Origin of the sequence: Rhodococcus sp. NPDC057135 (assembly GCF_042670865.1) — a bacterium.
Classification (GTDB): Bacteria; Actinomycetota; Actinomycetes; order Mycobacteriales; family Mycobacteriaceae; genus Rhodococcus_F.
Map to the genome: position 1 here is coordinate 21,724 of NZ_JBHUUU010000020.1, position 23,111 is coordinate 44,834.

Genomic DNA, 23,111 nt, shown 5'->3' on the forward strand with positions numbered 1-23,111 from the left:
GAAAATCGCGGTAACAGTCCCAGGCAGGGCGTTCGCGACCTACTCGCGAGTCACTTTCTCGAACTCTCGTGAGGAAGATCACGGCCCTGAAAGTCCAGATTTCGAGGGCGTCGACAAACGTGAGGAAATCCTCATGATTCTGTGTAAACCTTGTCTTGCACGAACGCCCTGACTCCGTCGATTCTCTCGACGAATTCGCGAGCACTTCAGCCGGGCAGCACACCGCAAATCCCACCTCGCCGCAGAGGTGACCAGGAGAGGACGTACGCGTGACGATCGATGACACGACACCTACAGGAAACGGACGCGACTCGAAGGGTGGACGCCGTTTCGGCGTCGATGGGGGACAGTCCCGCACGACCAGCAAAGGTGCCCTCGTCGATTCGCTGAACAACGGCGTTTCCTACGCAATCGCTTTCGGTGGACAGGGCGCTCCCTGGCTCACCTCGCTCGAGGAGCTCAGCCGTGACAACGGCCTGGAACCCATTCTGACCGATCTGGTCAATGATGCAGCCGCACGCCTTGCACCCGTCGCACAGGATCTCCTCGTGGTGCGCCCGGTCGGATTCGATCCGATCGCGTGGATGCTCGAAGCCGAGATCGTCGACGAAGAAGAAGGTGAGAAGTCGGCGGGACCTTCCGCTGCCGCGCTCACCGCAGCTCCGGTGTCGCTACCCGGTGTCTTCCTCACGCAGCTTGCGGCGTTGCGTGCCCTCTCCGCTCAGGGTCTGGATGTGGCCGGCAACCCGCCTGCTGCTGTCATCGGCCACTCGCAGGGCCTTCTTGCCACGGCTGCCGTAGCCGCCCAGGGCAACGACGACGGTGAACTCCTCGCCGTCGCACAGCTCGTCGGTGCTGCTGCCAGCTTGGTCGGCCGTCGCCGTGGCGTCATCGCCGGCGCCTCCGCGAAACCGATGGTCGCGGTCTCGGGTGTCGATCCCGAGCGTCTCGCTGCCATCGTCGCCGAGCTTGCCGAGAGTGTTGCTCCCGAGCGTGCAGCTGTCCTTGCCATCCGCAACGGTCGTCGCCGTGTCGTCCTTGCCGGGCCGCCCGCTCAGTTGGCGCGCGTGCAAGAGCGCTGCGAGCAGATCGAAGCCGAAGAAGCCCGCGAGCGTGAGGGCAAGAAGCGCGGCGGTTCCGTCTTCGCTCCGTCCTTCGATCCCCTCGACACCGAAATCGGCTTCCATCACCCCGCGTTGGCCGAGGCCGTCGAACTGGTCGGCAGCTGGGCAACCCGTTGCGGTCTCGACGCGGACCGTGCGCGCGAACTCGCGCAGGGTGTCCTCGTCGATCCGGTCGACTGGGTCGAGGCTGTCGACGGTGCAATTTCCGCCGGCGCCAAGTGGATTCTCGATCTCGGACCCAGCGATCAGCTGACCCGCATGACGTCCTCCTCGCTGCGTGGACAGGGCGTCGGCATCATCGCCGCAGCCACCCGCGGTGGACACCGCAATCTGCTCACTCCCGGTGCTGCGCCTGAGGTCTCACGTTCGTGGTCCGAATTCGCGCCGAAGCCCGTTGCGCTTCCCGGCGGCCGCATCGGCGTCGAGACCGCGTTCACGAAGCTGACCGGTCGTTCGCCGATCCTGCTCGCAGGCATGACGCCGACGACGGTCGACGCCAAGATCGTTGCCGCGGCAGCCAATGCCGGTCACTGGGCCGAGCTTGCCGGTGGCGGACAGGTCACCGAAGAGATCTTCGAAGACCGTGTCGCAGAACTGAAGATGCTGCTCGAGCCGGGCCGCGCGGTCCAGTTCAACTCCCTGTTCCTCGACCCGTACCTGTGGAAGCTACAGCTCGGTGGCAAGCGCCTCGTGCAGCGTGCCCGTACTGCCGGTGCTCCCATCGACGGCGTCATCGTCACCGCCGGTATCCCGGAACTCGAAGAGGCTGTTGCCCTCATCGACGAGCTGTCCGAGATCGGCATCACCAACATTGCGTTCAAGCCCGGCACCGTGGCGCAGATCCGCTCCGTGATCCGCATTGCCAACGAGGTTCCGAACTTCCCGGTCATCGTCCACATCGAAGGCGGCCGCGCCGGCGGACACCACTCGTGGGAAGACCTCGACGATCTGCTCCTCGACACGTACGCCGAGCTGCGCACGCGTCCGAACCTGGTCATCTGCGTCGGCGGCGGCATCGGAACACCCGAGCGCGCAGCTGATTATCTGACCGGCCGCTGGTCTGCCGCAGCCGGTTTCCCGGCCATGCCCGTCGACGGCATCCTGGTCGGCACTGCAGCCATGGCGACTCTCGAGGCCACTACCTCTCCCGAGGTCAAGCAGCTTCTCGTCGACACACCCGGTACGCCGGACTGGGTCGGTGCCGGTACTGCTGAAGGCGGAATGGCCTCTGGCCGTAGCCAGCTCGGTGCCGACATCCACGAGATCGACAACGCGGCTTCGCGTACCGGACGCCTCCTCGACGAGGTTGCCGGCGATTCCGAGGCAGTGGCCGAGCGCCGCGACGAGATCATCGCCGCCCTCGACGTCACCGCCAAGCCGTACTTCGGCGACGTCGAGACCATGACGTACGCCCAGTGGCTGCGTCGTTACCTCGAGCTGACCGTCGGGATCGACGCCGCCAAGGAATTCGACTGCGGCGCAGATATTCAGGACGCCATCGTCGAGGCGACCTCGAGCCCGTGGCTCGACATCACCTGGCGTGCTCGTTTCGGCGAGATGCTCCAGCGCGCCGAGGCGCGACTGCACCCGGTCGACCGCGGTCCCATCCCCACACTGTTCGGCGATGCCGAGACCCTCGAGCGACCCGAGGCTGCGATCTGCGCACTGCAGGCGTCGTACCCGGACTACTCGACGACCGTTCTGCATCCCGCAGACGTCTCGTTCTTCATCTCGCTCTGCAAGACGCCGGGCAAGCCGGTCAACTTCGTTCCCGTTGTCGACGGTGACGTGCGTCGCTGGTGGCGCAGCGACTCCCTGTGGCAGGCACACGATCCCCGCTACACCGCAGATCAGGTCTGTGTCATCCCCGGCACCGTTGCCGTCGCCGGCATCACCCGTGTCGACGAGCCGGTCGGCGACCTGCTCGATCGTTTCGAGAAGGCCACCTACGACGAATTGGTTGCTGCCGGAACCACTCCGGTTGCACTTGCGAGCCGTCGCCACCAGGATTCCGCACCCGGACTTCTCGACGCCGTCCTCTCGGCTCCTGACCTCCAGTGGGCCGGCCGCCTGACCCAGAACCCCGTCCGTCGTCTCGGCGACCTCGAGGAGTGGAGTGCGGAGTCTGCCGACAAGGCAGTACACGGCACCACCGGGTCCAGCCTGACCGTCGTCGATTCCTCGCACGTGCTGCTCTCGGTTCCGTTGGTGGCAGACAAGTCCGTCGACATCACGATCACCATCCCCGAGTCCGTGATCGACGGCGGCGCTCCGGTTGTCACCGAGGCCGACGCCGAAGGTGCGATGTCCGCGCTGCTGGCAGTCGCTGCCGGACAGGAACTTCCGACAGTCAAGAACGGCAAGGCCCGACTCAACGTCGCGTGGGTTCCCGATCGCATCGCCGATCATGCCGGCGTCACCGGTTCCGGCCTGCCCGCCACGCTCAGTGTCAGCGGCAAGGCTGTTCCGGACGTCGTCGTCGGAGCATGCTGGCCCGCGGTCTTCGCCGTCCTCGGCGCAGCCAAGCTCGACAGTCTTTCCGTCATCGAAGGCATGCTCGACCTGGTCCACCTCGACCACACCGTCGACTTCGTCGGTGAGCTGCCCTCCGAGACAAGCATTCTCGTCGTCAACGCCGAGGTCGCCTCGGTTCTCGACACCGATCTCGGTCGCGTCGTCGAGGTCAAGGTCGAGGTCGGTGCCATGCTCGGCGAGGGCCTCGACGCCCCCGCAGTCGTCACCATGACGGAGCGTTTCGCGATCCGCGGACGCACCGGTGCAGGCGAACTCGCCGACCCCGCTCGCGCCGGTGGATCGATCAGCGATGCGGCTGTCGACACCTCGCGTCGTCGTCGCCGTGACGCGAAGATCCTCGCGCCGGTCAGCATGGGCGCATTCGCTCAGGTTTCCGGTGACCACAACCCGATTCACACCTCCGACAACGCCGCTCTGCTGGCCGGCCTCGGAACCCCGATCGTGCACGGCATGTGGCTCTCCGCCGCAGCGCAGCAGGTTGTCACCGCAGTCGACCCGGCCGAGACCCGCGTTCCGCCGCGCCGCCTGACCGCCTGGACCGCCCGCTTCCTCGGGATGGTTCGCCCCGGTGCCGAGATCGACGTCCGCGTCGACCGTGTCGGTATCGACCAGGGCGCTGAAATCGTCGAGGTCGGCTGCCGCATCGACGGCGAACTGGTCATGGTCGCCACCGGTCGCACCGCAGCGCCCAAGACCGTCTACGCCTTCCCCGGCCAGGGCATCCAGCGCCCGGGCATGGGCCTCGACGCCCGCGCCCGCTCCAAGGCCGCGCGCGACGTCTGGGAGCGTGCCGACAAGCACACCCGCAAGGCGCTCGGATTCTCGATTCTCGCTGTCGTGCGAGACAACCCGGTGACCGTCAAGGCCCGTGGTGTCGAGCACAAGCATCCCGACGGTGTCCTTCACCTGACGCAGTTCACCCAGGTGGCCATGGCCGTTCTCGGTGTTGCTCAGGTTGCCGAGCTGCGCGAGTCCGGAACCTTCATCGAGGATTCGCTTCTGGCCGGTCACTCGGTCGGTGAGTACAACGCGCTCGCCGCTGTTGCCGAGGTCTTCCCGCTCGAAGCGCTTCTCGAGGTCGTCTTCCAGCGTGGCTCCGCGATGCACCAGCTCGTTCCCCGTGACGAAGCCGGACGCTCCGACTACCGCATGGCCGCTATTCGCCCGTCGCAGATCGGTGTCTCCGACGACGACGTGCAGGGCTTCGTTGCCGGTGTCGCCGAGGCTTCCGGTGAGTTCCTCGAAATCGTCAACCTGAACCTGCGTGGCAGCCAGTACGCCATCGCCGGTTCGGTAGCCGGTCTCGACGCACTCGAGATCGAAATCGACCGTCGCCGCGCAGAATTCGGCGGCAAGCGGGCATACATCCAGGTCCCCGGCATCGACGTTCCGTTCCACTCCACCGTCCTTCGCGGCGGCGTGGCGGACTTCCGCGTATGCCTGCAGGACTTGCTCCCGCACGACATCGACCCGGACATCCTGATCGGCCGCTACATCCCGAACCTGGTTCCGAAGCCGTTCTCGCTGCGTCGTGACTTCGTTCAGGAAATCGCCGACTTGGTGCCGTCCGAGCCGCTGCAGGAAGTCCTCGCTGACTTCGACAGCTACGCAACGCGCACCCACGAGTTGTCACGCATCATCCTGATCGAGCTGCTGGCTTGGCAGTTCGCCAGCCCGGTTCGCTGGATCGAGACGCAGGACCTGCTGTTCGGCGACGAGTCCGAAGGTGGACTCGGGGTCGAGCGCTTCGTCGAGATCGGTCTCGGCGCTGCCCCGACCGTCGCGAACCTGGCGTCGCAAACCCTCAAGCTGCCGGGCCGCTTCGGCTACCCGGTCGAGGTTCTCAACGTCGAGCGCGAAGCTGCGATCGTCTACGGCACGGACGTCGATCCGGCCGTCGATGACGACGACGAGATCGAAGCCCCTGCCGCGCAGGCTGCTCCGGTCGCCGCAACTGCCGCTCCGGTCGCTGCTGCTCCCGCTGCTCCTTCGGGCGGACCGCGTCCGGACGACCTCACCTTCAAGGCGCCCGACGCCACGAAGGTCCTGATCAGCCTGTGGACCAAGCTCCGTCCCGATCAGGTCGGCCCCGCCGACACGATCGAGGCACTGTGCGACGGCGTCTCCTCGCGTCGTAACCAGCTCTTGGTCGACCTCGGCTCCGAGCTGTCTCTCGGCGCCATCGACGGTGCCGCAGACGCCGACATGGGCTCCTTGGGAGCAACCGTCGACAAGCTCGCTCGTACGTACAAGCCGTTCGGACCGGTGCTCTCCGATTCGATCAACGATCACCTGCGCAAGGTCTTCGGCCCCTCGGGCAAGCGTCCCGGCTACATCGCCGACCGCGTCAAGAAGGTCTGGGAACTGGGCGACGGCTGGGCACACCACGTCACCGCAGCAGTGGCTCTCGGTACCCGTGACGGCGCCAGCATCCGCGGCGGCGACCTCGGTGGCCTGAGCTCCGGCGCACTGGCCGACGCGGCAGCAGTGGACGCAGTCATCGACAGCGCAGTCGCCTCGGTCGGGTCTGCTCGCGGAGTCAGCGTCTCGTTGCCGGCTACCGGCGGCGGAAGCGGCGGAACCGTCGACGCAGCCGCTCTGGGTGAGTTCACCGAGAACATCACCGGTCGCAACGGCGTTCTGGCCTCGGCCGCACGCCTGGTGCTCGAGCAACTCGGACTGAACGAAGAAACAGCAGTCGCGACGGTCGAGGACACCGAACTGGTCGACCTGGTCTCGGCTGAACTCGGCTCCGACTGGCCGCGTTTGGTTGCTCCGGCATTCGACGCGCAGAAGGCAGTGCTGCTCGACGACCGCTGGGCAAGTGCGCGTGAGGATCTTGCGCGTATCTGGCTGGGCAGTGAGACCCTCTCGGTCGCGAACTTCATCGGAGCCGGTAACACCGTTGCCGCCCAGTCGAAGTGGTGGGCCACCCGTGCAACCGACGAAGGCCGCACGGCGCTCGCCGAGGTCTACACCCGCATCGCTGATGCGGCTACGGCGGCAGAATCCGACGCACCCGAGTGGGCAGGCGAGGTCGCAGTCGTGACCGGCGCCAGCAAGGGCTCCATCGCGGCAGCGGTCACAGGCAAGCTCCTTGCCGGTGGCGCAACGGTATTCGTGACCACCTCGCGACTCGACGGTCAGCGTCTCGGCTTCTACCGCGACCTGTACCGCGAGAACGCTCGCGCCGGTGCCGCCCTCTGGGTGGTTCCCGCGAACATGGCGTCGTACACCGACGTCGACGCACTGATCGACTGGATCGGCAACGAGGCCACCGAGAACGCAGGCGGCGCAAAGAAGCTCATCAAGCCGGCCATGACGCCGACGATGCTCTTCCCGTTCGCGGCTCCCCGTGTCGGCGGTGAACTTTCCGACGCCGGCGCTCGCGCCGAAATGGAAATGCGCGTGTTGCTCTGGTCGGTGGAGCGCCTCATCGGCGGTCTCTCGAAGATCGGTTACGACAGTGACGTCGACACGCACCTGCACGTAGTGCTGCCCGGTTCGCCGAACCGCGGAACATTCGGTGGCGACGGTGCTTACGGTGAGGCCAAGGCTTCGCTGATCGCCGTGGTGAACCGTTGGAAGGCCGAGCGCAACTGGGCCGAGCGGGTCACGTTGGCACACGCCGTCATCGGTTGGGTTCGCGGAACCGGACTCATGGGTCACAACGATCCGATCGTCGACGCGGTCGAAGCAGCGGGCGTCCGCACCTGGTCCACCCAGGAGATGGCGACCCAGCTACTGAAGACGGCAACGCGTGAGTCGCGTCGCGCTGCTGCAGAGGCTCCGCTCGAGGTCGACCTGACCGGCGGACTGTCCGAGGCCAACCTGGATCTGGGTGCTTTGGCCAAGGAAGCTGCCGAGGTTGCCGAGATCGCCGAAGCTGTCGACGAGGCAGTGGACGAGTCCAGCATCCTGGCACTGCCCGCGCCGGCTCGCATCGACGACTCGGTCAAGGCTCCGAGCTGGCCCGAACTGGACGTCACCCCCGCGGACCTCGTGGTCATCGTGGGTGCCGGAGAGCTCGGACCCTACGGTTCCTCGCGTACCCGCTTCGAGATGGAGGTCGACGAGCAGCTCTCTGCCGCAGGCGTTCTCGAATTGGCGTGGAACACCGGACTCATCGTCTGGGAGAACGACCCCAAGCCGGGTTGGTACGACGTCGAATCCGGTGACCTGGTACCCGAGGCGGAAATCGCCGACAAGTACCACGACGCAGTTGTCGAGCGTTGCGGCATCCGCCGCTACGTCGACGAGGGCGCGATGATCGACAACACCGCTCCGCTGCTCACCTCCGTGTTCCTGGACAAGGATCTGAGCTTCGTGGTCGGCAGTGAGGCCGAGGCTCAGGCCTTCGTCGAATCCGATCCGGAGAACACGACGGCGACGGTTTCCGCCGAGTCCGGCGACTGGACGGTCACCCGCCGCGCAGGCACCGAGATCCGCGTCCCGCGCAAGATGAAGCTGACTCGTAGCGTCGGCGGCCAGATCCCGACCAACTTCGACGTCACCAAGTGGGGAATCCCCGCGGACATGGCAGATTCGGTCGACCGCGTCGGTCTCTGGAACATCGTCGCAACGGTGGACGCCTTCCTCACGGGCGGCTTCACCCCGAGCGAACTGCTCCGTTGGGTACACCCGAGCCTGGTCGCCAACACGCAGGGCACCGGCATGGGCGGTATGACCTCCATGAGGAGCCTGTACATCGACACGCTGCTCGGCGAGAACCGCCCGAACGACATCCTGCAGGAAGCGCTGCCGAACGTCATTGCAGCGCACGTCGTTCAGTCGTACGTCGGCGGCTACGGCGCGATGGTTCACCCCGTCGCCGCCTGCGCCACGGCAGCGGTATCCGTCGAAGAAGGCGTCGACAAGATCCGACTCGGCAAGGCGCAGTTGGTTGTTGCCGGCGGGTTCGACGATTTGAGCACGGAAGGCATCATCGGCTTCGGTGACATGTCGGCCACTGCGAAGACCGAGGACATGCACGCCAAGGGCATCGAAGATCGCCGCTTCTCGCGGGCAAACGATCGTCGCCGCGGCGGATTCGTCGAGTCGGCCGGTGGCGGAACGATTCTGCTCGCTCGCGGTGACCTGGCACTCGAGATGGGTCTGCCCGTCCTCGGTGTGGTCGCCTGGGCCGGATCGTTCGCCGACGGTGTCCACACCTCGATCCCGGCACCGGGACTCGGAGCACTGGGCGCCGGACGTGGGGGAGCGGATTCACAGCTCGCACTCTCGCTCAACGCTCTCGGAGTGAGCGCCGACGACATCGCCGTGATCTCCAAGCACGACACCTCCACTGCCGCCAACGATCCCAACGAGGCAGAGCTGCACGAGCGCCTCGCCGGGGCATTGGGACGCAGTGAAGGCGCGCCGATGTTCGTGGTCTCGCAGAAGAGCCTGACCGGTCACGCCAAGGGTGGAGCCGCAGCCTTCCAGCTGATCGGACTCTGCCAGGTACTGAGCCAGGGCATCGTCCCGCCGAACCGCAGCCTCGACTGCGTCGACGACAAGATGGCCGAGTTCGAGCACCTCGTGTGGGCACGTCAGCCGCTCAAGTTCGGTGAGCAGCTTCCGCTGCGCGCCGGCCTGCTGACCAGCCTGGGCTTCGGTCACGTTTCCGGACTGATCGCAGTCGTGCACCCGCAGGCATTCGTCGAGTCGGTTCCGGCCGACAAGCGCGCGGATTATGTTGCGGCGGCGCAGCAGCGGACGATCGACGGTCAGCGTCGCCTCACCAAGGCGATGTGCGGCGGCGACAGCCTCTACGAGCGTCCGGCGGATCGTCGCCTCGGTGCCGACGGAACGCCGGCCAAGGCCTCGCGTCAGCTCGAAGCGGACATGCTGCTGAGCGAGGACGCACGACTCGGCGCAGATCAGGTGTACCGCTCGAATCTGCCCGGCTGCAAGTAATAATCACGGTATGGGAGTTCTGGGTATCGGCTTCGACCTCGTGACGGTGTCGGAGTTCGCCGAGCAATTGAACAGGCCGGGAACGGCAATGCTCGACAACTTCACACCGGGCGAGCGTCGAGACGCCGCTACCCGGAGCTCCGAACCGGCACGACACTTCGCGGCGCGGTGGGCAGCGAAGGAAGCAGTGATCAAGGCTTGGTCGACTGCCATCTTTGCCAGCCCGCCGGTGCTGGGGGAGATGATCCACAATCAGATCGAAGTCGTTTCGGACGCCTGGGGTCGCCCCGGCATCCGACTTCGCGGTGACGTGGCCAAACACCTCACCGGAGTGAAGATTCATATTTCACTCACTCACGACGGGGACATGGCCGGAGCTTTCGCGGTCATCGAATCCGAACCGGAGTAACACCGCCGGACGCGAAAGAGCCGGTCTCCCAACGGGAGACCGGCTCTTTGCCGTTCGACTAGTCCTTCGTGCGCGATTCCTTCTCGGCAACGAGGAGATACGCGATCATCAGCCTCTTCAGTTCGGTGACGGCGTCGGCATGCGACTGACCGTCCTGAACCGAAAAATTGAGCATCGAATACACCACGTGGACAAGGACTTCCGCCATCATCAGGCGACGATCTCGCCGCGTACGCGGCGTCAACGGGCCCAGCATTTTCGCGACAGTCTCGGCGAACTGCTTTTCGTGAATGACGCCGGTGGCCCGTGTGGACGGTGTCGACTGCATCGCCAGCCAGACCTCGCGGCGCGACGGATCCGACGTCCACAGCCCGGCCATGTGATCGACGAAACTGTTCAGGAACCGCAACCAGTCGAGCGAGGGCACTTCGCCGCCGAACTGGGCAAGCTCGTGCTGGACCCCGACGAGGTCCTGGCGGTTCAATTCACACACGATGACGTACTTGTTCGCGAAGAACTGGTAGAGCGTCCCGATCGGGACGTCAGCACGTGCCGCGACTTCTTCACACGTGAACGATTCGAATCCGACATCGGTGAGGAGTTCACGTGACGCCGCCAGGAGGGCGTCGAACTTACGCTGGCTGCGCTCTTGCGTCGGACGCTTGCGAGGCAGCAGTTCCTGCGGCTCTTCGAGGCTTTGTGGGTTTTCCAGTGCAGGGTCGACTCGCCGCCGCGCGCGGTGACGAGTCGTGGGCTGCACATCTTCCAGGCTATCGGTGTTTTCTGTCGAATTTGGGACTTGTGCGTTATCCGGTGTCATCGGCCACCTACTTCGGCGGTCGTGATCGATCGAAACGCACCGCGCAGGTGCGCGCACACGAGTCCCGATGCTGTTGCCACAACTCGATACTAGGTGACCACCTGTCCAGTAGCCGAAGAGGTGGTTGCGCGGTGTGGCGCAGCGGCGATCCTGCCGACTCCGTTCGTCTGATTCGGGCAGACTGAGATTCTTCGGGCACACCGAGATTCGATGCCGAGGAGAGGGAGACGATGACGGAAGAACTGCGAACCGCGGTACGTGAACTCATGCCGCGCGCCCGTGAGGATCTGAGTGCACTGGTGGCGATGAAGTCCGTCGCCGATGCACGGCAGTACCCGCCGGAAGAATGCGCGGCCGCGGCACATTGGGTCCTGGAGGCATTCCGCGATCAGGGTTTCGCCGAAATCGAGGCGATCGAGACCTCCGACGGTTCGGCCGCGGTCGTCGGGCGTCGACCAGGCCCGGCCGGTGCCCCGACCGTTCTGCTGTACTGCCACTACGACGTTCAGCCGCCCGGAAACGAAGAGCTCTGGGGCTCGCCGCCTTTCACGCTCACGGAGCGAGACGGACGGTGGTACGGACGCGGTGCTTCCGACTGCAAAGGCAACGTCGTCATGCATTTGACGGCGCTGCGAGCGCTTGCCGCTGCCGGTGTGGATCCGAGCGCGCATCTGACGATCGTCGCCGAAGGTTCGGAGGAGATGGGCACCGGCGGTCTCGAGGATCTGGTGCGCGAGCGGCCGGAACTCTTCGCGGCAGACATGATCCTGATCGCCGATACCGGCAACACCGAAGTTGGGGAGCCGACGATCACGACGTCACTACGCGGGATCGCCAACGTAGTGGTCCACGTGTCGACGCTCGAAGGTGAGATTCACTCCGGTGTCTTCGGTGGGCCGGCGCCCGATGCGATCACCGCGCTGGTGCACATTCTGTCGACGTTGCACGACAGCGCCGGAAACACCACCGTCTAAGGCTTGACCAACGACCAGGAATGGGCCGGGGTCAGCTACGACGACGATCAGTTCCGCTCCGATGCGGGAGTACTCGACGGTGTGCAGCTGACGGGTTCCGGTTCGGTCGCCGAGCAGGTGTGGGCTCGTCCGGCATTGACCATTCTGGGTATCGACTGCCCGCCGGTCGTGGGCTCGGCGGCGGCGATCGCCCCACGCGCGTCCGCACGCCTGAATCTTCGCGTCCCGCCCGGCACGGATCCGGCGCAGGCACAGAAGTCGTTGACAGACCACCTCCTGGCAGCGGCGCCGTGGGGCGTCCACATCGAGGTCGTACCGGAATCGACGGGATCGCCGTTCTCGTCCTCGACGGAGGGGGAAGGTTTCGCGCAGCTGAAGTCCGCACTCACCGATGCCTACGGCCGCGAAGTGGGATTTGCCGGCCAAGGGGGATCGATACCGCTGTGCAGTGCACTGGCCGAGCAGTTCCCCGACGCGGAGATCGCGTTGATCGGCGTCGAGGAACCGCAGTGCCGCATTCATGCACCTGACGAAAGCGTCGACCCGTCGGAGATCGAGAATCTCGCTTTCGCGGAAGCGCTGTTCTTGACCAGGTACGGGAGTTAGACCGACAGATCGCGTCGTAGTTTGGCGACGTGGCCGGTGGCCCGGACGTTGTACTGGGCCACCTCGATCTTGCCTTCCTCGTCGACGAGGAACGTCGAGCGGATGACGCCCTGGACCGTCTTGCCGTACATCTTCTTCTCACCGAACGCGCCCCAGGCTTCGAGCGTCGCCTTCTCGGGATCGGAGAGAAGTGGGAAGGTCAGCTCTTCGGTATCGCGGAACTTCGCGAGTTTGGCGGGCTTGTCCGGTGAAATTCCGATGACATCGAGGCCGGCGCCGTTCAGTTCGGCGAGGCTGTCGCGGAAGTCGCAAGCCTGCTTGGTGCATCCCGGGGTGCTGGCCGCGGGGTAGAAGTACACGATGACCTTGCGGCCGCGGTAATCGTGGAGCGAAACCTCGTTGCCGTCGGCGTCGGGGAGCGTGAAATCCGGCGCGACGTCGCCGGCGGACAATCTACTGTTCTCGGTCACGGGAATCGAGGTTAGTCGACAAATTGCGCGGCAGGTGGGCGCGAGGGCATTCTGCTCCTCTACGGTAGAGCGAAGTGTCGGCGCGCTGCGTCCACACAGCAGACCCGCACACAGAGCAGCAGAACACAGACAAGTTGGAGGACACGTGCCCAGGGACACCGAGAGCATCGAGCGCGAGATCGAGAAGGCGCGTAACCAGCTCGCGAGCACACTCGACGAACTGACGGTCCGCACCAACCCGAAGCGGCTGGTCGAGAACACCAAGAAGACGGTGCTCGCCAAGCTCAACGAGCCGGCAGTGAAGTACGCGCTGATCGCAGTCGGTTCGGTGGTGGGACTACTCGTGGTTCGGAAGATCATTCGCTGACCCGAGTTTTCGAAGACAGAACATGAAGAAGGCCCCCACCTCGTGAGGTGGGGGCCTTCTTGCAAGTGCGCCCACAGGGACTCGAACCCCGGACCCAGTGATTAAGAGTCACTTGCTCTACCAACTGAGCTATAGGCGCTCGCTCTTGCGAGACAGAACATTAGCCGACAGGCTCAGGAGTTTGCAAAACGCGTGTTCATCGTGGTGACGATGGTTACATCGCTTCTGTAATTCACGAGTGTGGCGGGCGCGAATGCGGCCAGCGGACGGTGCTTTCCAACTGCTGTGCGACGGCGAGAATCGTCGGTTCACCACCGCTGCGCGCAACCAGTTGAACGCTCAGGGGGAGCCCGCGTTCGGAGAAACCGGCGGGTACTGCGGCTGCCGGATTGCCGCAGACATTCCAGATCGAACAATAGGCGGCGATCGGCAATGCCTTTCGGACTGCGGACAGAAGGCCGGTGCCTTCGAGCTGTCCGATCGGGCGCGGCAAGGCGGGCGTCGTCGGCATCAGGACCAGGTCGAAGGTGTCGAAGACCTGGTTGACCGTTGCTGCAATTCGCTCACCTTTGCGGTAAGCGAATTTCCCGACGCGCTCGGGGCCGGCTATCCGGCCGATGGACGCGAGTGCGCGCGTGCGCTTTTCGAGGAGCGCCGGATGATCGACGCGCAGTGCCTCGTCGCGGACGCCGCCGAGCACCTGGGGGAGAAAAGCCGCAGTTGCATCCGGGTACTCGGGGTCGTGTTCTTCGACGTGATGTCCCAACGCGCTCAACATCTCTGCGACGGAGCGCACCGCGTCAACGACCTCCGCGGACGGGCGGACTCCCCGGACCGGACTCCGGGTGGACACCGCGATGCGAAGCGGCCCGGGTGCCGACGCGGCCGACTCGGTAAAGCCGGTTCGGAGTGCTTCGGCTGTGTAGTCGTCGGTCCCGGTGGTGCCGGTGATCGCGTCGTACACGAGTGCGCTGTCCTCCACGGAACGAGTGAGAGGGCCGAGCGTGCCGAGCCCGCGCCAGAGGTTTCGGTTCGGCGCGGTGCTCACCCGGCCACGCTGCGGTTTCAGTCCGAACAGGCCGCAGAAAGCCGAAGGCAATCGAATGGAACCGCCGCCGTCGCCGCCTATCGCCGCCGCGACCATTCCCGAGGCGACGGCCGACGCAGATCCTCCGCTCGATCCGCCGGTGGATACGCCAGTGTCCCAAGGGTTTCTGGTGTAGCCGTTTGCGGCGGTCTCGGTGAAGGGCCAGATGCCGAACTCGGGCATCGTCGTCTTGCCGACGATCACCGCGCCGGCCTCGCGCAAACGTCGAACGACCTCCGAGTCAGCGGAGGCGATGCGAGTTGCTGCCGCACCGCCGTAAGTCGTGGGCGTTCCGGCGACGTCGTTCTCGTCCTTGATCGCGATCGGGACTCCGTGCAGTGGGCCCAGGCTGTGGCCGTCGGCCTGGCGCTGATCGAGCCGCGTCGCCTCGTCGAGCGCTTCGTCTGCGAGAACTCGCACGAAAGCATTGAGCGTCGAATCGAGGCGTTCGATCCGACGAAGTATGTTCTCGGTGAGCTCGCGGGCGGACAATTCGCCGGACCGGATCAGAGCGGCCTGACCCGCCACCCCGGCAAATGCCAGCTCGCTGCCCGGTGTGGTTTCGCGCTCGGTCATCAGTCCTCCAGGCCGTGGTTCCGGTAACTGTGAAGTCTATTCACCACAACCTGTTCACTACGACCTGTTCACCACGACACAATGAAAAATCCCCACCTTCCGAAGAAGGTGGGGATCTTTGCAAGTGCGCCCACAGGGACTCGAACCCCGGACCCAGTGATTAAGAGTCACTTGCTCTACCAACTGAGCTATAGGCGCTCGCTCTTGCGAGACAGAACATTAGCCGAATCGCCGGTTCGGGAGCAAATCGCCAGGTGGAGGCTTCACTGCCGTAGTCCGATCGGAGGAAATCCGCCACAAGCGGTAACAAAACGGACGGTTCGGAGCGATTGATACTTGAACGTTACTGACGGCGTGGCCCTTCATGACCGTTGGTAACGAGCGCGCCTGGCATCATTGATGTAGCGCAGTCATACCGCAAGTCCCACTTGCCTTCCGGTAAGTGGGATTCGCATGTGACGCGGAAGTTAGTCGGAGAAATTGTGAAGCGGAGTCGAACGATGAGTCGTCAAAGGTGGGGTCTGTCCGTGCGCGGGGGGAACGGTCGAGCGTCGAAGGGTGCGGCGATGATCGCGGTGTCACTCGGTGCGCTCGTTCTGATGACCGCGTGCACGTCGGGTGGCAAGGACGTCAGCACCGAGGGGTCGGCGCCGATCGATTCCAATCCGCTCACCGAACTCATCAAGCCGAAGCTCACCTCGACCGCCGCCGACGGGGCTGTCGGCTTCTCGCCGGGTGACCCGGTCAAGATCAACGTCGCCGACGGCGCCCTGTCCGACGTGACGATGGTCAATCAGGACGGCAAGGCAGTTGCCGGCGCTATCACCGTCGACGGTGCGTCGTGGACGACCACCGAGCCGCTCGGATACAACCGCAAGTACAAGATCGAAGCCCGCGCGTACGGATTGGGCGGCGCCAGTACGACGGTCACGTCCTTCACCACCAGCGCGCCCGGCAACGTCACCAAGCCGTACGTCCTGCCGAACGAGGGCGACGTGGTCGGCATCGGTCAGCCCATAGCCGTGCAGTTCGACGAGAACATCCCCGATCGCAAGGCTGCCGAGGCGGCGATCACCGTCACCACGACTCCGGCCGTCGAAGGTGCGTTCTACTGGGTCAACAATCGTGAGGTCCGCTGGCGTCCGGAGAACTACTGGGCACCGGGCACCAAGGTCGACGTGAACGTCAACGTCTACGGGCGCAATCTCGGAAAGGGAGTCTTCGGGCAGGAAGACGCGAAGAGTTCCTTCACCATCGGTGACGCGGTCATCGCCACGGCGGACGACAACACCAAGCAGGTCACGTTCCAGGTCAACGGCGAAACCGTCATGACCATGCCCACCTCGATGGGCAAGGACAGCACTCCCACCGACAACGGCGTCTACATCATCGGGGACCGCTTCGCGAACATGATCATGGATTCGTCCACGTACGGCGTCCCGGTCACCTCCGCTCAGGGTTACAAGACCCCCGTCGACTGGGCGACCCGAATGTCCTACAGCGGCATCTTCTTCCACTCGGCACCGTGGTCGGTCGGGCAGCAGGGCTACTCCAACACCAGCCATGGCTGCCTCAACCTGAGCCCGTCCAACGCCAAGTGGGTCTACGACAACACCAAGCGCGGGGACATCGTCGTGGTCAAGAACACCGTCGGCGGCACGCTCTCCGGTACCGACGGCCTCGGCGACTGGAACATCCCGTGGAGCGTCTGGAAGACCGGCAACGCGGACGTCTGAGCGCGCCGCTGAAGCGCTGAACGTCAGAATGCCCCCGACCGTCCGGTTGGGGGCATTCTGCATCCGCACGCCTTTTGTGAGCGAAAGTGCCTCTCGGTCTATCTGAGGCGCCGAGAGGTACGTTCGCTCGGTGTCAGCGTCGATCGAAGGCGTCCACTCCGGTCATCTCAGCGGACAGCGCCCACAGTCTGTGTGCGTCGGCGGGATCGGTAGCCCAAGGCTTCACGCCGCCGACGCTCATGTCATCGGTCTGCGCGACGTCCGCGATGTTGCAGTCCTGGAGGTACGCGCCGGCGTGATCGGCGAGTATCGGTGCCGTCGCCGCCCACACCGTTGTAGCGGCGCCCTGGGCGGGAGTCTTGAATCCCGGCACGGCGTCGCCATTCGACGTAGTCCATCCGAGATCGTGCTTCTCCGATGCGGAGAAGTGACGTTGAAGGGGAGTGAGGATGCTCCCAGGATGGACGGAGAACGCAGTAATTCCGCGTGAAGCACCGGCGCTCGCGAGCTGCACAGCGAAGAGAGCATTTGCAGTCTTGGCCTGACCGTACGCAAGCCACCGGTCGTAACCGTTGCGGAAATGTATGTCATCCCAACGCACTCCCGACAGAAAATGTCCCGCCGACGAGACAGCGACCACGCGAGAGCCGTTTGCGGGCATGGCAGGCACAAGCAGGTTCACCAGCACAAAGTGCCCAAGGTGATTAATCGCGAACTGTGATTCCCATTCAGACCCGACTCGGATCTCCGGGCAGGCCATGATTCCGGCATTGCAGATGATGATGTCCGGACTGATCCGGGATTCGAGAATTTCTCGCGCGCACGATCTGACACTGCTCGGGTCCGACAGATCGCACGCTCGTACTTCGATACCCGGAAAGTCGGCCACGGCACCCCGTGCCTGTTCTGGTCGGCGGGCAAGAACTACAACTCGCGCGCCGACCGAAGAAAGTGCCCGCGAAATCTCGAATCCGAGTCCGGAGTACCCGCCAGTGACCAATGCGGTGGTGCCGGTCAGATCTAGTCCGGAAAGTACGTCGTCGGCGGTGGAGGTTCGGGCAAATCCGGTGTTGATTTTGCGCTGGATTGAATTCATGACCGCGACCGTAAAATCTGGAGTGCACTCCAGGTCAAGGAAAGGTAATCGGGCAATGCGCGAACTTTTGATCGGTGATGTAGCCGTCGAGACCGGCATCAGCATCGATTCTCTCCGCTACTTCGAGCGCGAAGAGTTGCTCGTTCACGAGGTTGCGCGCTCGGCTGGTGGGCGTCGGGTGTACTCCGAAAGCGATGTCTCTTGGTTGAAGCTGTGCAATCGCTTCCGAGACTCGGGTATGCCGATCGCCACTATCCGCGAATTCGCCGCGCTCGTCAGGTCAGGGCCAGGAAACGAGAAGGAGCGGCTTTCACTTTTGCAGTCGCATGAGGAGTTGATTCGATCCAGGATCGCTGCGATGCAGGACAACCTGAACGTCATTCGCGACAAGGTTTCGGCATACGAGCGACACGTGCGTGAGGGGACCGTAGCGGGTGTCTGGGAGCCGCAACCGTCGCCCGAGTGATCGACGGCTGGGCCATTTGCGGCGAATTCCAGCTACCCCGATGAGAGCGAAAGTGGCTTTCGGTCTATCTGAGGCGACCAGAGGTACGTTCACCCGGCTGTGGAGGGGGAGATTGGGGATGGGGATGGGGTACAAACCAAAAGAACCCCCGAAAATGCCTTTCGACATTCTCGGGGGTTCCGCTTGGGTGAGCGACGGGACTCGAACCCGCGACAGCCAGGATCACAACCTGGTGCTCTACCAACTGAACTACGCCCACCATTGCCTCGGCCACCGGTTTGACCCGGCTGCTTTGACGAAAGAGATACTAGCGCGAAAGTCGGTCAGGATGCCAATCGGCAGGTCAGGCGGGACCCAAGCCCTCTACGACGGCTGCGATCTCCGCGCTCGACGGTCCGGGCGCCGCGACAAATGCAGTGCCGCGGTAGTACTTGAGTTCGCGGATGGATTCCTTGATGTCGGCGAGCGCTCGGTGGGCGAGACCTTTTTCGGGCTGACCGAAGTAGATTCGCGGGTACCAGCGGCGGGAGAGTTCCTTGATGGAGCTGACGTCGATCATCCGGTAGTGCAGGTACGTGTCCAGCGCCGACATGTCGCGTGAGATGAACCCGCGGTCGGTGGCGATGGAATTGCCTGCCAAGGGCGCCGTACCGGCGACGGGCACGTGCTTGCGGATATATGCGAGCACTTCTTTCTCCGCCTCGGCGAGGGTGACCGTCGACTTTCGGACCTCTTCGGTCAGTCCCGACTTTGCATGCATCTTCTTCACGACGTCGGGCATGGCAGCCAACGCGTCGTCGTCGGCGTGGATGACGATGTCCACACCTTCGCCCAAGATGTTCAAGTCGCTGTCGGTCACCAGAGCCGCAATCTCGATGAGTTTGTCCGACTCGAGTCGCAGCCCGGTCATTTCACAATCGATCCATACCAATTTGTCCTGCACCAGGAACACAGTAGTGCGCGTGGGCGCGGGATAAGGTCTGCGGTGGAAACTCGGGTGCGTGCAGGACGGCGCTCGGGTGATGACAAGAACTTCGCCGCATTGCAACGAGGAGGGCTTTTCGATGACCGTGGATCCGAAGGACGGAGCCGCGCCGCTGACGCCGGCGGAGAAGGCGAAAGCTGCAAAGGCCGCCGCTGCCGAAGCCGCTCGGATTGCCGCTGAAGCTGCCGCAGCTGCTGAGGAAGCGGAGAAGGAAGCCGCTGCCGCTGAGGCCGAAGCATCCGCAGGAGCCACCCCCGACACCCCCGCTGCCGCGACGCCGTCGGGTGCTGCTGCTGAAATCGCGGCGGGCTACTCATCCGAGGGGCGGGCACTCGAGCTCGGCTCGGTGGTGATCGACGGAGTGGCAGATCCCTCCGCGCGGGTGCGGATTCCGTTGGCGACGATCAACCGTCACGGCCTGATCGCCGGTGCGACGGGTACCGGCAAGACCAAGACGCTGCAGGGCATTGCCGAGCAGCTGTCCGCCGCGGGTGTGCCGGTCGTGATGGCCGACGTCAAGGGCGACCTCTCGGGGCTGTCGAAGGCGGGGGAGCCAAGCGAAAAGATGAAGGCTCGCGCAGTCGAGACGGGCGACGATTCGTGGACTCCCGCTGGGATGCCGGTCGAGTTCTTGTCGTTGGGTACTGACGGAATCGGTATCCCGGTGCGCGCGACAATCACCAGCTTCGGGCCGATCCTGCTCAGTAAAGTGTTGGGCCTCAACGAGACACAGGAATCGACTCTCGGACTGATCTTCCACTGGGCCGACACTCAGGGCCTCGCCCTGCTGGACCTCAAGGATCTGCGTTCGGTCATCGCCCACCTGACGAGCGCTGAGGGCAAGGCGGATCTGAAGGGTATCGGCGGAGTTTCCTCGGCGACGGCGGGAGTGATTCTGCGCGCGTTGGTCAACCTCGAAGCCGATGGCGGTGACACCTTCTTCGGTGAACCGGAACTCGAAACCGAGGATCTGCTGCGGGTCGTCGGCGGCGCCGGTGTGATCACGCTGTTCGAACTCGGTGCCCAGGCGGCTCGCCCGGCGATGTTCTCGACCTTCCTGATGTGGGTGCTCGCGGATCTGTTCCAGACGCTGCCGGAAGAGGGAGATCTGGACAAGCCGAAGCTGGTGTTCATCTTCGACGAGGCGCACCTTCTGTTCGCGGACGCGTCTAAGGCCTTCCTGCAGCAGGTCGAACAGACGGTCAAGCTGATTCGCTCGAAGGGCGTCGGCGTGTTCTTCTGCACGCAGCTTCCGACCGATATTCCCAATTCGGTTCTGTCGCAGTTGGGTGCGCGCGTTCAGCACGCTCTGCGTGCGTTCACGCCCGACGACCAGAAGGCACTCAACAAGACTGTCCGCACCTACCCGAAGACCGAGCACTACGACTTGGAGAAGGCGCTGACTTCACTCGGCATCGGTGAAGCCATCGTGACCGTGCTCTCGGAGAAGGGTGCGCCGACGCCGGTGGCCTGGACCAAGATTCGTCCTCCGAGGTCGCTGATGGACACCATCGGCAACGAGGCGATCAAGGCGGCAGCGTCGTCGAGTCCCCTCAATCAGAAGTACGGCCAGACGATCGACCGCGAATCGGCGTACGAGAAGTTGACGGCGAAGGTGGCCGGGGCTCCGACGGCGGATCAGTCCCTGGATCTTCCGTCGCTACCCGACCTGCCGCCACCGCCGCCGGCTGAACCGGAGGGCCCCAACATCGCCGAGCAGATCTTGGGCAACTCGGCCGTCAAGAGTTTCCTGCGCTCCGCGGCTTCGGCTGCAGGACGGGAGATTTCGAGAAATATTTTCGGGACCGGTAGCCGCCGCAAGCGCTGAGGCTTCGACGCCCGCGAGGTCAGATACCGACCTCGCGGGCCAGCAGGTCGTTGATCGATTCGCGCCTGATCAACGGCCGCGCAATACCGCCGAGCACAGCGACGACCGGTGGCCGGCCGACGCTGTTGTAGGTGGACGCCATGCTGTGGTGATAGGCGCCCGTACACGGCACTGCCAGGAGGTCGCCTTCGTGTAAGTCGGCGGGAAGCCTGGCGCCGACGGCGATTTCGTCGCCCGATTCGCAGTGCCGCCCGGCGACCGTGACCTCTTGGAGCGGTGCGCTCGAATGCCGATTCACCAGTTCGACGTCGTAACGGCTGTCGTACAACGACACCCGCGGATTGTCGCTCATCCCGCCGTCGACGGAAACGAAGGTCCGTCCGCCGCTGATCGACTTGATGTTCTGTACGCGATAAAGCGTGACTCCGGCGCGCGCAGCGATCGCCCGGCCAGGCTCGAGCACGATTTCGGGGCGAGGGAAGCGGTTTCGGGTGCAGGCGTCGTCGAGGGTGTCGTCGATGACGTGAGCGAGGCGGGTCAGATCCAGTTGGGCATCTCCCGGTAGGTACGCGATCCCGTGGCCGCCACCGAGATCGAGTTCGGTGAGGATGATTCGGTGTGTGCGTCGAATGTCGTCCATCTGCGCGATCATCGTCTCGATCGCGGGTCGGAAGTGTTCGGGATCGGTGATCTGGGAGCCGAGATGGCAATGCAGGCCGATGAGTTGCAGGTGCGTCGCGGTGGCGACGACGGACACCGTACGTTCCAGTTCGTCGGAAAATGCTGGTAAACCGAACTTTTGGTCCAAGATGCCGGTGGACACCGCCTTGTGTCCGTGTATGTCGACGCCGGGTGTGACTCTGATCAGCACCTTCTGAGGGCGGGTGCACACCGACGCCAGGCGTGCCGCTTCGCTGGGGGAGTCGAGGACAATTCGGCCGACACCGGCGTTGACTGCTGCTCTCAGTTCGGCAACCGATTTGGCGTTGCCGTGCAGGATGATTCGCTTCGGGTCCACGCCCGCGGCCAGAGCAATGGCAAGTTCACCGGCAGAACAGACGTCTACCCCGAGACCCTCGTCGGAGACCCAGCTAGCCATCGCACGGATCATCAGTGCCTTGCCGGCGTAGACGATCTCCGAGTCGGGGAAAATCTCTCGATACGTGCGGCAGCGGTGCCGCACGTCCGCCTCGTCGACAACGTACGTCGGTGTGCCGTACTGGTCCGCGATCTCTTCGAGGGAGACGTCGCCGATGCAGACGCGCCCGCTTTGATCGTGGCGAGTGCTGATGGGCCACAACGCAGGATCCATACGAGGTGTCATTGCGCCGCGTAGGGAGGGGAAGATTTCGAGTAGCGTCACGTCGATCTCCTGAAGGTGACCCGCCGTGTTGCGGGCTACTTTCAGATCTACTCCCGACGATCGCCGGTGGGAGGAGTCTTGACGCTTACTTGACGCGCCGTCGAACGAGGTTGACGCGGCTCTGACGGCCTCGACGCTGTGCCTGTTGACTCACTGTGCCTGTTGACTCACTGTGCCCGCCGACTCACTGGGCCCGCCGCTTCCATCCGAACCAGCCGAGCACCGCGAGTAATGCCACTGCCACGGTTCCTCCGATCGCCGCCGATCTGTCGACGGATACGCCAACGGACTGAACTCCGCCGGCGCGCGGGGCGTGGCCGGCGCCGTACACGGACTCGACCGTCGCGTGGATGTCGAACCCGGTTTCGGTGGCCGGTCCGCAGCTGTACCCCTCGTGTTCGGCGTCGACATCGTACGGCGCCGAAACGAACATCAGTTGCTCGGTTCCGAGTACGTAGCTTGTGCCGCAACCGTTCCCGTTCGCGAGTGTCCCCACCGACGTCACCGACGCAAGATCGCCTTTGTAGACGCGGCTGACGTCGAACAGATAGGTGTCCTCGAACCCGTCCGAGGTTTTCTCTGTCGGAGTCCCCAGGAAGACAGTGCTGGAGACGCTCACTGCTTCTTCCGGTGAGGCCGATGACGCGCACGAGCACGCGTTCGCCGTCGTAGGCAGCAGTAAGGGCAACCCTCCGGTCACAAGAAGGATTGCCCCTACCGCCAGTGTTCGTCGCATCGCCATTAACCGAC

The 23,111-nt window shown here is 64.3% G+C and carries 13 protein-coding genes, 3 tRNA genes and 1 pseudogene; 7 read left to right on the plus strand and 10 right to left on the minus strand.

Going from position 1 to position 23,111, the window contains the following annotated elements:
• Positions 1-269: 269 nt before the first annotated feature.
• Together ACFT1A_RS28110 and ACFT1A_RS28115 are read left to right on the plus strand one after the other, a co-directional pair.
• Complete coding sequence (locus ACFT1A_RS28110; protein ID WP_378449675.1) at positions 270-9,578, plus strand: fatty acid synthase subunit beta domain-containing protein; 9,309 nt, start codon at positions 270-272, stop codon at positions 9,576-9,578.
• A gap of 10 nt (positions 9,579-9,588) precedes the next feature.
• Positions 9,589-9,987, plus strand: coding sequence for a holo-ACP synthase (locus tag ACFT1A_RS28115; RefSeq protein ID WP_378449676.1), 399 nt, complete (start codon positions 9,589-9,591; stop codon positions 9,985-9,987).
• A 58-nt stretch (positions 9,988-10,045) separates the two neighbouring features.
• Here ACFT1A_RS28115 and ACFT1A_RS28120 read toward each other — a convergent pair whose 3' ends face one another.
• Positions 10,046-10,747, minus strand: coding sequence for a TetR family transcriptional regulator (locus ACFT1A_RS28120; protein ID WP_230814073.1), 702 nt, complete (start codon positions 10,745-10,747; stop codon positions 10,046-10,048).
• 290 nt (positions 10,748-11,037) lie between these two features.
• Between ACFT1A_RS28120 and ACFT1A_RS28125 the strand changes: the two are divergent.
• Positions 11,038-12,387, plus strand: a pseudogene (locus ACFT1A_RS28125) (dipeptidase).
• Here ACFT1A_RS28125 and bcp read toward each other — a convergent pair.
• The gene (gene bcp / locus ACFT1A_RS28130) at positions 12,384-12,857 is read right to left on the minus strand and encodes a thioredoxin-dependent thiol peroxidase (protein ID WP_378449677.1); all 474 of its coding nucleotides are present in this window, start codon (positions 12,855-12,857) and stop codon (positions 12,384-12,386) included. The pseudogene ACFT1A_RS28125 and the gene bcp sit on opposite strands and share 4 nt — an antisense overlap.
• Positions 12,858-13,002: 145 nt before the next feature.
• Between bcp and ACFT1A_RS28135 the strand changes: the two genes are divergently transcribed.
• Positions 13,003-13,224, plus strand: a complete 222-nt coding sequence (locus ACFT1A_RS28135; RefSeq protein ID WP_003945299.1) for a DUF3618 domain-containing protein — start codon at positions 13,003-13,005, stop codon at positions 13,222-13,224.
• 66 nt (positions 13,225-13,290) lie between these two features.
• Here the strand turns inward: ACFT1A_RS28135 and ACFT1A_RS28140 are convergent.
• The 3 genes from ACFT1A_RS28140 to ACFT1A_RS28150 all read right to left on the minus strand — a co-directional run bounded on the left by ACFT1A_RS28140 (position 13,291) and on the right by ACFT1A_RS28150 (position 15,085).
• Positions 13,291-13,363, minus strand: a tRNA-Lys gene (locus ACFT1A_RS28140).
• Between the two features lie 93 nt (positions 13,364-13,456).
• The gene (locus ACFT1A_RS28145; RefSeq protein WP_378449678.1) at positions 13,457-14,887 is read right to left on the minus strand and encodes an amidase; all 1,431 of its coding nucleotides are present in this window, start codon (positions 14,885-14,887) and stop codon (positions 13,457-13,459) included.
• A 125-nt stretch (positions 14,888-15,012) separates the two neighbouring features.
• Positions 15,013-15,085, minus strand: a tRNA-Lys gene (locus tag ACFT1A_RS28150).
• A gap of 368 nt (positions 15,086-15,453) precedes the next feature.
• On the opposite strand from ACFT1A_RS28150, the gene ACFT1A_RS28155 reads away from it, so the two are divergent.
• Positions 15,454-16,623 (plus strand): Ig-like domain-containing protein, encoded by a 1,170-nt coding sequence (locus ACFT1A_RS28155; RefSeq protein ID WP_378449752.1) that lies wholly within the window; start codon positions 15,454-15,456, stop codon positions 16,621-16,623.
• A 133-nt stretch (positions 16,624-16,756) separates the two neighbouring features.
• Here ACFT1A_RS28155 and ACFT1A_RS28160 read toward each other — a convergent pair whose 3' ends face one another.
• Positions 16,757-17,719 (minus strand): oxidoreductase, encoded by a 963-nt coding sequence (locus tag ACFT1A_RS28160; protein ID WP_378449679.1) that lies wholly within the window; start codon positions 17,717-17,719, stop codon positions 16,757-16,759.
• Positions 17,720-17,774: 55 nt separating this feature from the next.
• Between ACFT1A_RS28160 and ACFT1A_RS28165 the strand changes: the two genes are divergently transcribed.
• Complete coding sequence (locus ACFT1A_RS28165) at positions 17,775-18,185, plus strand: MerR family transcriptional regulator (protein WP_378449680.1); 411 nt, start codon at positions 17,775-17,777, stop codon at positions 18,183-18,185.
• A gap of 186 nt (positions 18,186-18,371) precedes the next feature.
• Here ACFT1A_RS28165 and ACFT1A_RS28170 read toward each other — a convergent pair.
• A tRNA-His gene (locus ACFT1A_RS28170) sits at positions 18,372-18,444 on the minus strand.
• A gap of 84 nt (positions 18,445-18,528) precedes the next feature.
• A complete protein-coding gene (gene orn / locus ACFT1A_RS28175; RefSeq protein WP_378449681.1) occupies positions 18,529-19,128 on the minus strand; it encodes an oligoribonuclease in 600 nt (199 codons plus the stop codon).
• Positions 19,129-19,249: 121 nt separating this feature from the next.
• Here orn and ACFT1A_RS28180 point away from each other — a divergent pair, with 121 nt between their 5' ends.
• Positions 19,250-20,998 carry a helicase HerA-like domain-containing protein gene (locus ACFT1A_RS28180; RefSeq protein WP_378449682.1) on the plus strand — a complete coding sequence of 583 codons (1,749 nt, stop codon included), beginning with the start codon at positions 19,250-19,252 and terminating at the stop codon, positions 20,996-20,998.
• A 19-nt stretch (positions 20,999-21,017) separates the two neighbouring features.
• Here ACFT1A_RS28180 and lysA read toward each other — a convergent pair whose 3' ends face one another.
• Entirely contained in the window at positions 21,018-22,361 is a 1,344-nt protein-coding gene (lysA, locus tag ACFT1A_RS28185; protein WP_378449683.1) for a diaminopimelate decarboxylase, read from the minus strand.
• Between the two features lie 184 nt (positions 22,362-22,545).
• A complete protein-coding gene (locus ACFT1A_RS28190; protein WP_378449684.1) occupies positions 22,546-23,103 on the minus strand; it encodes a hypothetical protein in 558 nt (185 codons plus the stop codon).
• Positions 23,104-23,111: the final 8 nt, after the last annotated feature.